This is a genomic window from Donghicola sp., assembly GCF_025210255.1.
Classification (GTDB): Bacteria; Pseudomonadota; Alphaproteobacteria; order Rhodobacterales; family Rhodobacteraceae; genus Donghicola; species Donghicola eburneus.
In genome coordinates this window covers 17,880-27,071 of sequence record NZ_JAOARZ010000033.1, presented here as the reverse complement: position 1 = coordinate 27,071, position 9,192 = coordinate 17,880, and the positions used below count along the sequence as shown (strand labels likewise).

At 60.7% G+C, this 9,192-nt stretch carries 8 protein-coding genes; 4 read left to right on the top strand and 4 right to left on the bottom strand.

The features are described from left to right. The first annotated feature begins 398 nt into the window (after positions 1–398). Genes ruvC through ruvB form a run of 3 tightly spaced genes read left to right on the top strand, consistent with a single transcriptional unit; the run spans position 399 to position 2,608 of the window. On the top strand, positions 399–905 hold the full coding sequence (ruvC, locus tag N4A58_RS15435; RefSeq protein WP_072705662.1) for a crossover junction endodeoxyribonuclease RuvC: 507 nt from the start codon (positions 399–401) through the stop codon (positions 903–905). Next, the gene (gene ruvA / locus N4A58_RS15430; protein ID WP_293711118.1) at positions 902–1,579 is read left to right on the top strand and encodes a Holliday junction branch migration protein RuvA; all 678 of its coding nucleotides are present in this window, start codon (positions 902–904) and stop codon (positions 1,577–1,579) included. The genes ruvC and ruvA overlap by 4 nt, the downstream gene beginning before the upstream one ends. 3 nt (positions 1,580–1,582) lie before the next feature. Then, entirely contained in the window at positions 1,583–2,608 is a 1,026-nt protein-coding gene (ruvB, locus tag N4A58_RS15425; protein WP_293711116.1) for a Holliday junction branch migration DNA helicase RuvB, read from the top strand. A gap of 59 nt (positions 2,609–2,667) precedes the next feature. Here the strand turns inward: ruvB and N4A58_RS15420 are convergent, their stop codons facing one another. The 3 genes from N4A58_RS15420 to N4A58_RS15410 form a co-directional block, all read right to left on the bottom strand. Beyond that, positions 2,668–3,771, bottom strand: coding sequence for a pyridoxal phosphate-dependent aminotransferase (locus tag N4A58_RS15420; protein ID WP_293711115.1), 1,104 nt, complete (start codon positions 3,769–3,771; stop codon positions 2,668–2,670). Between the two features lie 55 nt (positions 3,772–3,826). Further along, positions 3,827–7,006: a valine--tRNA ligase gene (locus N4A58_RS15415; protein ID WP_293711113.1), complete on the bottom strand. Its 3,180-nt coding sequence runs from the start codon at positions 7,004–7,006 to the stop codon at positions 3,827–3,829. 72 nt (positions 7,007–7,078) lie between these two features. After that, a complete protein-coding gene (locus N4A58_RS15410; protein ID WP_293711112.1) occupies positions 7,079–7,474 on the bottom strand; it encodes a DUF2306 domain-containing protein in 396 nt (131 codons plus the stop codon). A gap of 243 nt (positions 7,475–7,717) precedes the next feature. Between N4A58_RS15410 and N4A58_RS15405 the strand changes: the two genes are divergently transcribed. After that, positions 7,718–8,506 (top strand): LytTR family DNA-binding domain-containing protein, encoded by a 789-nt coding sequence (locus tag N4A58_RS15405; RefSeq protein WP_293711110.1) that lies wholly within the window; start codon positions 7,718–7,720, stop codon positions 8,504–8,506. Here the strand turns inward: N4A58_RS15405 and pdeM are convergent. After that, positions 8,503–9,171, bottom strand: a complete 669-nt coding sequence (pdeM, locus tag N4A58_RS15400; RefSeq protein ID WP_293711108.1) for a ligase-associated DNA damage response endonuclease PdeM — start codon at positions 9,169–9,171, stop codon at positions 8,503–8,505. The genes N4A58_RS15405 and pdeM overlap by 4 nt on opposite strands. Between the last annotated feature and the right edge of the window lie 21 nt (positions 9,172–9,192).

The following is a 9,192-nucleotide window of genomic DNA, read 5'->3' as shown; positions in this document are numbered from 1 at the left end:
CTTCATCAGACCAATGCCGCCGCCGCGGCGTGTCCTCCGGGGATAAAATCTCGACGTTGGGAAAGTTGCTTAAACATGACATAAGCCATGCCTTAAGCCTAATTCCTCAATCCGCTAAGACGGCCCTCGCCGAAGGCGTACCCTGATCCGCACGTAATTCGCCTTCTTTTCCGGCACAAGCGATAAAAATTGCATAGGTCGAACGCGACCCATGCATACACTGCATGACGGCTAACAAACTGTTACTAAAGAGAAATATGTATCTTTTTCGTGTCGCATTCAGAACGCGAAGAGGCGGATTTCATCCCGATTTCTGGGCGGGACCTCTTGCCATCATGCTGGCGTTTGTTCTTGTTTCGTGCTAGTGCGACGAAAAGAACACAGAGCAGGGGGCAGAAATGCGCGTTTTGGGGGTCGATCCGGGCCTGCGCAACATGGGGTGGGGCGTCATTGATGCGATGCCAGGGCGAATCACTCATGTTGCCAACGGCGTCTGCCATTCGGACGGGGATAACCTCGGGGAACGGCTGCTCTCTCTGTACAACCAGTTGATCGAGGTGATCGACGCATGGGCGCCGGAAACGGCGGCCATCGAGCAGACCTTTGTGAACAAGGATGCTGTGGGTACACTGAAACTGGGTCAAGCGCGGGGCGTGGCCCTGATGACCTTGGCGCAGGCGGGGTTGCCGGTCGGGGAATACGCCCCCAACGCGGTGAAGAAAACCGTGGTGGGCGTGGGTCACGCAGCCAAGGATCAGGTGGATTATATGGTGCGCTTGCAGCTGCCCGGTGTGAAACTAAACGGGCCGGACGCCACCGATGCGCTGGCGATCGCCATGTGTCACGCCCACCAAAGCCGCGGTGGACGCGGTCTGGAACAAGCATTGGCGAGGGCCAAGGGATGATCGGAAAACTGTCAGGCCGGATCGACTACCGGACCGAGGATCACGTGCTGCTCGACGTGCGCGGCGTCGGCTACATCGTCTATTGTTCAGAACGTACGTTGGGGGCGCTGCCTAGCGCTGGTGAGGCGACTGCGCTCTTCACCGAGTTGCTGGTGCGCGAGGATCTGCTGCAGCTGTACGGGTTCACCACGTTGCAAGAGAAAGAGTGGTTCCGGTTGCTCCAAACCGTTCAAGGGGTGGGCGCCAAGGCGGCGCTGGCCATGCTTTCGGCTCTTGGGCCTGACGGGGTGAGCCGCGCCATCGCTTTGGGCGACTGGAATAGTATTAAAGCAGCCAAAGGTATCGGACCCAAGACCGCGCAACGCGTGGTGAACGAGCTGAAGGACAAAGCCCCCACCGTTATGGCTATGGGCGGCTCAATCACTGCTGCTATGGGCGAGGAACCCGCAGAGCTGGCCGAGACAGCGGAGCCAAAGACGCCAACGAAGCGCGCCGCACCCGCGGCCAAGCCGAATATGGCCGCGCAATCAGAGGCGCTCTCGGCGCTTGGTAATCTGGGGTATCAGCCCGGCGAGGCGGCGTCGGCAGTCGCGCAAGCGATGCAAGACGACCCCGAGGCTGATACATCAGCCTTGATCCGCGCTGCGTTGCGCCTTTTGGCGCCCAAGGGATAAGCGATGCAGGAACCCGATCCGACCCTTCGCCCCGAAAAGCTGTCCGCGGACAACGACCGCGCCCTGCGCCCGCAGGTGCTTGAGGATTTCATCGGTCAGGCCGAGGCCCGCGCGAATCTGCGCGTCTTCATCGAATCCGCGAAACGGCGGGGCGAGGCGATGGACCACACTCTGTTCCACGGCCCGCCGGGCTTGGGGAAGACGACGTTGGCGCAGATTATGTCGCGCGAATTGGGGGTTAACTTCCGGATGACATCGGGGCCGGTGTTGGCCAAGGCTGGTGATCTTGCGGCGATCCTGACCAACCTTGAGGCGCGGGATGTTTTGTTCATTGACGAAATCCACCGTCTGAACCCTGCGGTCGAAGAAGTGCTCTATCCCGCGATGGAGGATTTCGAGCTGGACCTCGTGATTGGCGAGGGGCCAGCAGCGCGGACCGTGCGGATCGAACTGCAGCCATTTACCTTGGTCGGGGCGACGACGCGTCTCGGCCTGCTGACAACGCCCTTGCGCGACCGCTTTGGTATCCCGACGCGTCTGCAGTTTTACGAGATCCACGAACTCACCGAAATTGTTGCGCGGAACGCGGTAAAACTCGGGGCTCCTGCGGAGCCCGAGGGCGCCCGAGAAATTGCCCGCCGCGCCCGCGGCACGCCGCGGATCGCAGGACGTCTGCTGCGGCGCGTGGTAGATTTTGTAGTGGTCGAAGGCGACGGGCGTGTTACCCGTGAACTGGCTGACCGTGCATTGACGCGCTTGGGCGTCGACCAACTGGGGCTCGACTCTGCGGACCGCCGATACTTGCGCCTGATCGCCGAGGCTTATCAGGGGGGACCTGTCGGGATCGAAACAATGAGCGCTGCGCTGTCAGAGAGCCGTGACGCACTGGAAGAAGTGATCGAGCCCTATCTGTTGCAGCAAGGCTTGATCCAACGGACACCCCGAGGGCGGATGTTGACGCAAGCGAGTTGGATGCACTTGGGGCTAGAGCCGCCCCGTCCCGCCGGAACGAGCGATTTGTTCGGGTAACATGCCTTGGCCTAGGGACAAGGCTCTGCCTCCGGCGGGGGTATTTTTCCTAGAAAGAGTTAGAGCGCGGCTTTGAGGGCCTGCGGGAGCGCGGCTGCGAAGAGGTCAAGTGCTGCGTCAGGGCCGCAGCTGATGCGAATGCAGCGGTTCAAGGGGGCAACGCCTGGCATGCGGGCAAAGATGCCACGCGCACCGAGTTCGCGGACCACTGCAGCGGCATAGTCCCCGTCATGTCCACAGTCCATTGTCACAAAGTTCGTGGCAGAGGGGATTGGGGTGAGGCCGTTGTCCAGTGCAATCTGGCTTAGGCGGTCTCGGGCGTGACTGACCTGCGACTGGATGTGGGCTAACCATTCGTTGTCTCGAAGGGCGGCGAGTGCAGCGTGTTGGGCGCTGCGGTTCAGGCCGAAGTGATTGCGGATCTTATCGAAATTCTTGATGAGTCCCGCCGCGCCAAGGGCGTAGCCAACGCGCGCGCCGGCGAGGCCATAAGCCTTGGACATGGACCGCATGCGGATCACGCGTGGGTCCTCAATCGCGATGTCCGCGCGTGCGTCGGTGGGGGCCAGTTCGATGTAGGCCTCGTCCAAGATCATTAAGCACCCTTCGGGTAGGCGATCCAACGCGTCTGTGATCGTGGTGCCGCTCAGGTAGGTGCCCATGGGGTTGTCGGGGTTCGACAGGTAGAGCAGCTTGGCGTCCACGTCGGCAGCGCGGGTGATCAGGGCATCCAGATCCTCGAAGTCATTCTTGAAGGGCACTTTGTGGAGGACGCCGCCAAATCCTGCCACGTGGTAGTTGAACGTGGGGTAGGCGCCGTCTGACGTAACCACCGTGTCGCCCTGTTCGATCATCATACGGGCGAGGTAGCCAAGCAAGCCGTCGACCCCTTCGCCGATGACGATGTTCTCGGGGTCAATGCCGTTCTGGGCCGCGATTTCAGCCTTCAGATCATGGCTTGCGCTGTCGGGATATTTCCAGATTTCCGCGTCTGCCTGACGCAGGGCCTCTAGCGCCTTGGGTGAGGAGCCAAAGATGTTCTCGTTCGCGCCGAGGCGGGCCGAAAAGGGCTGGCCGGTGGTGCGTTCAATCACTTCGGGGCCGACAAAAGGAACGGTGGAGGGCAGGCTGTCCAGCAGCCGAGTATAGCGCGGATGTGTCATGCGCCGAATGGTTACGTGCGGGCCTCGCGCCTTGCAAGGCCCGCCGTTTTTTGGGTTAACCGATCTCTGCCAGACGGGCGAGCGCCTCTTGCAGCTTTGCCTCTTCGGCCTCGCGTTCGGCAAGGTTTGCGCGCGCTTCTTCAACCACCTCTTCGGGGGCCGAGGCCACGAATTTGGGGTTGTTCACGCGGCCCGACAGACCTTTGATCTCTTTGGCCAGCTTAGTCAGCGTTTTCTCGAGGCGGGCCTTTTCCTCGGCCACGTCGATGATGTCCGCCAAGGGCAGGCCAAAGCTGCCGCCCGAAACGCCCAAGGTCGCACTGCCTTTGGGGAAAGCGTCGACTTCGGTCAGGCTGTCCACGCGGGCCAGCTTCTTGATCAGGGTTTCGTTGCGGGCAAAGGCGGCCTTGGCATCAGCGGTGAAACCAGTGACGACCAGCGGCACGTGCAAGCCAGCGGGGACGTGCATCTGCGCGCGGGCCGAACGGATGCCTTCGATCAGCGAAATCACCCAGTTCATCTCGCTGTCTGCGGCGGCATCGATCAGCTCTTCGCCGTATTCGGGCCAGTCGCCGTGCACCAGCATCTTTTCGCGGTCGGCCAGTTGATCCCAAAGCTCTTCGGTGATGAATGGCATGAAGGGGTGCAGCATCAGGATCGACTGGTCGATGACCCAGCCCATGGTTTCACGGGTTTCAGCCAGAACAGCTTCGTCGTCGCTGTTCAAGAGCGGCTTGGCGAATTCCACGTACCAGTCGCAGACCTTGCCCCAGACAAAGGCATAGAGCCCCAGCGCCGCGTCATTGAAACGGTAGGCCGAGAGGGCAGTGTCGGTGGCCACGCGAGCGCGGGCCACTTCGCCGATGATCCAACGGTTCACCGTTTCCTTGGCCTGCGGCGGAACGCTCTGGGGCACGTAGCCTTCGAACACGCCGTTCATCTCGGCAAAGCGAGAGGCGTTCCACAGTTTGGTGCCAAAGTTCCGGTAACCGGCGATGCGGTCCTTGGACAGCTTCAGGACACCGCCAATGGAGGCCATGGCCGCGTTGGTGAAGCGCAGGGCGTCCGCGCCGTACTCGTCCACGATTTCCAGCGGGTCGATGACATTGCCGGTGGTCTTGGACATCTTCTTGCCCTTCTCGTCGCGGACGAGATCGTGCAGATAGATGGTGTGGAACGGGATCTCATCCACCACGGCCAGCTGCATCATCATCATGCGCGCGACCCAGAAGAACAGGATGTCAAAGCCGGTGATGAGCACATCGGTCGGGAAGTATTTCGAGGTGCTTTCGTCCCAGTTCGGCCAACCCAGCGTGCCGATGGGCCATAGGCCCGAGCTGAACCAAGTGTCCAGAACGTCGGCGTCGCGCCAGATCGGGTAGACCAGTTGGGTCGGGTCTTGGGTGACGTTGTACTGCGCCAGACCTTCGGCCAGAGCCTCGATCGCGGCCTGACGGTTTTCTACCTCAATGACACGGGCGTGGTTCAGGGGGGTGGGCAGACCGGCCAGAACGTCAACGAATTTCTTGCCAGCGTCATCGGCATCGCTGCCAGCGTGATACACCTCGCCGCGGTGAACGAGATGGTCACGGGTCAGCAGGCGCAGGATATCGACTTCGTCCAGCGCACCGTTGCCTTCGTCGTCCTTGAAGCCGTCGGCGGCCAGTTCCAGACCGTACCATACGGGGATCTGGTGGCCCCACCAAAGCTGGCGGCTGATGCACCAAGGCTCGATGTTCTCAAGCCAGTGATAATAGGTCTTCTCGCCGGACTCGGGGATGATCTTGGTGCGGCCGGTCCGGACAGCGTCCAGAGCGGGGCCAACGACCTTTTCCGCGTCCACGAACCACTGGTCGGTGAGCATGGGCTCGATCACGACCTTCGAGCGGTCGCCGAAGGGCTGCATGATCTTCTTGGCTTCGATCAGAGGAACAAGCTGCTCTTCTTCGGTGCGGGCCTCGCCGCCCTCTTCCGGAGCGACGGGAGCCTTTACGGCCGCTTTGCCCAGACGCGGATCGGTGGCCACGGTCATGACCGCCAGACCTTCGTCGATGATGTTCTGGACAACCAGCTTGCGGGCCTCATAGCGATCCAGACCGCGGTATTCATCGGGGACCAGGTTGATCGCGTCGATTTCCTGAACAGTAAAGGGCTTGCCCGCCGCGTATTCCGCTGCCTTGGCCGCTTCTTCGGCATAGGGGGCACCGTCCGCACGCATGTGCGCAGTGGTGTCCATCAGGCGGTACTGAGGGATGTTCCCGCGCTTGGCGACTTCGTGGTCGTTGAAGTCATGGGCGCCAGTGATCTTCACCGCACCCGAGCCGAACGCCATGTCGGGGTATTCGTCGGTGATGATCGGGATCAGACGGCGCTGCTCCTTGGGACCGACGGGGATTTCGCACAGCTTGCCAACGATGGGCGCGTAACGCTCGTCATCGGGGTGGACCGCAACCGCGCCGTCACCCAGCATGGTCTCGGGGCGAGTGGTTGCGATGCTGATGTAGTCACGCTCTTCGCTGAAGGTGACGTTCCCGTCCTCGTCCTTCTCGACGTAGGTGTAGGTCTCGCCGCCTGCCAGCGGATATTTGAAGTGCCACATGTGGCCGTCGACTTCGATATTCTCGACCTCGAGGTCCGAAATCGCGGTTTCGAAGTGCGGGTCCCAGTTCACCAGACGCTTGCCGCGATAGATGAAGCCCTTGTTGTACATCTCGACGAACACCTTGATCACGGCGTCGTGGAAGTTGGGGCTGTTCTCGTGGCCGGTGCGCGGATCGCCGGGGGCGCCCGCCATGGTAAACGCGTTGCGGTCCCAGTCACAGCTTGAGCCAAGGCGCTTCAGCTGGTTGACGATGGTTCCGCCGTACTCGCCCTTCCATTCCCAGACCTTGTCCAGAAACGCTTCGCGGCCCAATTCGCGGCGACCGGGCTGGCCGGTGGCGGCCAGCATCTTTTCGACCTGAAGCTGGGTTGCGATGCCTGCGTGGTCCTGACCGGGCTGCCACAGGGTGTCAAAGCCGCGCATCCGGTGCCAGCGGACCAGAATGTCCTGCAGGGTGTTGTTGAACGCGTGGCCCACGTGCAGAGCGCCCGTCACGTTCGGCGGGGGGATCATGATGGTGAAGGTGTCGTCACGTTTCTTGTTCGCACCGGCCGCAAAGGCGTGCGTCTCTTCCCATTTCTTCGAAATCCGCGGCTCGGCTTCGGCCGCGTTGAAGGTTTTTTCCATGGCCATGGAGAGATCCCCTTGTTTGTCTGCGCAGGGTTCTATCGAAGGGCTGGCCGAAGGGAAAGAGCGTAGGGCGCTCTATTGATCAAACAGAACCGCGTGCATGAGGCGGCCTGGCATTAGGGTAAACGCGCCAGCGACGCAGAGCGCTCCATAGGTCAGCCCCAGCATCGCGCGTCGATGGCCCGCGATTTGATGCTGGCGGGCCCGAGCGACTCCAAGCGCCAGAAAGCCAAGCGTCGCGACCGACAGCAGGTGGATCATGCTGAATTGCCCCTCCTGCAACTCGCTAATTCCAAAGCTCGTCAGAGCGGTTAGCGCCATTGTGCAAACCCACGCCCATCCCAACCGACGATGCCGCAGTGTTCCCCGTGGCCGAGACAAGATCAAAATTGTCAATGCTGCGGTGCCGAAAGCTGCAAATGTGTGCACCTGTATCAGCGCAGGGGCGGTGCCAAGTACGTGCACAGACATGATCGAAATCCCAATGAACCAAACGATTTTCCGGTAGGATTCTATGATCACATTGTCAAACGCTATTGCGAATGGGCCTTGCCTATCCTCCCATCGGATATGTTAGGCTAACCTACGATGGTGTGGGCGGTTTTCTGCCCGCATATTGGGTGTGTTGCGAATTTGTCGGGTGTCAGCTTTATGGAAAACAAGCCTTTTCATTCATGCAACGACCCCGTGACAGACTCTAGGACATCCGACCCCGTGGCTAAAAATACTGCTCTCGCTATCCTATCGGGCGCGCTTTCTGCCACCCTGCAACGGATGAAGCATCCAACGTTCCGCGTCGCCATGCTGGTCGCGCCGGTCATTCTGGCCGTGATTGGTCCGTTCCGCTCTGACATCTACGATTTCTGGCATGCTCTGGTCCTCTGGACCTTGATCATCTGGGTCGCCACTGCGCTGGGTATGTTCAACCGATCCGTGACCGATCTGCTGCTGCCCAAGATCGGATTTTTGCAGGGCGGGCTTTTGTCCTCAGTTGTCTTTGCGGCCTATCTGACCCCGCTGATGCGGTGGGTGGCGGTGGATCAGGGGCTAATCCTGTCGACCGAACTCTACCCGTCGGACCTTCAGGTCTTTTTGACTGCGACCTTCGCCAGCTTCTCAGTCGCCTTGGTGCGGTATTACCTCTTCCACTCAAAAGATGCGTCTGGCGTTGAACCTGCGCAGGCGGCGCCGCCCATCTTTGACCGGATCGCTGCGTCTCGGTTCGAGCAGATAATCCGGATGACCGTGAACGATCACTATGTCGAAATCGAAACCGATTTGGGACAGGAGCGGATTTTGATGCGTTTTGCCGACGCAGTCCGCGAGATGGGGGAGGGGAATGGCATTCTGACCCACCGCTCCCACTGGGTGAACCCAGAGGCTGTGACCGGCTGCCGCAAAGAGGGGACAAAGATGTTTCTGCTCATGCGCGATGGCTCCGAAGTGCCGGTCAGCAAGACCTACCGCAGCCGAGTCGCGGACGCTGGCCTCGCCGAGGATTAACGCAGCCGCGAATAGGGAAGGGGCGTGATCTGCCGACCCGTGAGCAGCGCGATGGATTTCGCGTCCATCAGCCCCTTCAACACTGGATCAGAGCATTTGAGCCCGCCGGTATAGGTGCCAAACGCGGGAAGGATGAGCCTGTGGTCTGACCGCAAAAAGCAAGGACGCGAGATATGGCGTCCTCTGAGCGTCAGGGCCGCTTTTGGATGGTAGTGACCAGAGATTTCGCCGTTCGCGCCGTCCTCAGCAATGTGCCGAAAGGTAATCGGTCCAACCTTTAATTCCGCCATATGGCTGCCACCAAGTTCTAGCGGCGCAGGATCATGGTTCCCCTCGATCCATATCCAGCTGCGGCCAGCTTGCAACCGGATCAGCCAATCGCGATCCCGTGCGTCAAGCGCCGCGCCCGCAGCCAGATCGTCAAAGCTGTCCCCAAGACAGACCACCTGCGCGGGGTTGGTCGCATCAATTGCAGCCTCAAGGCGCGTCAGAGTGTCGGTGGTCTCGTAGGGGGGCAGCATCGTGCCGCCGCGCCGCGCGATGCGCTCACTCTTGCCCAGATGCAGGTCGGACACACAAAGAAGGCGTTGCTCTGGCCAATGCAACGCGCCGCATGGCAGCGCTTCCAATTCGGTCTGGGCAAAGGTGAAACGGAATGCAGTCATGGCGCGTACAGACCATGAACA

Excerpts from the sequence above, each read along its gene's own strand:
- ruvC (WP_072705662.1), top strand. The coding sequence starts at position 399 with ATGCGCGTTTTGGGGGTCGATCCGGGCCTGCGCAACATGGGGTGGGGC.
- ruvA (WP_293711118.1), top strand. The coding sequence starts at position 902 with ATGATCGGAAAACTGTCAGGCCGGATCGACTACCGGACCGAGGATCAC.
- ruvB (WP_293711116.1), top strand. The coding sequence starts at position 1,583 with ATGCAGGAACCCGATCCGACCCTTCGCCCCGAAAAGCTGTCCGCGGAC.
- N4A58_RS15420 (WP_293711115.1), bottom strand. The coding sequence starts at position 3,771 with ATGACACATCCGCGCTATACTCGGCTGCTGGACAGCCTGCCCTCCACC.
- N4A58_RS15415 (WP_293711113.1), bottom strand. The coding sequence starts at position 7,006 with ATGGCCATGGAAAAAACCTTCAACGCGGCCGAAGCCGAGCCGCGGATT.
- N4A58_RS15410 (WP_293711112.1), bottom strand. The coding sequence starts at position 7,474 with ATGTCTGTGCACGTACTTGGCACCGCCCCTGCGCTGATACAGGTGCAC.
- pdeM (WP_293711108.1), bottom strand. The coding sequence starts at position 9,171 with ATGACTGCATTCCGTTTCACCTTTGCCCAGACCGAATTGGAAGCGCTG.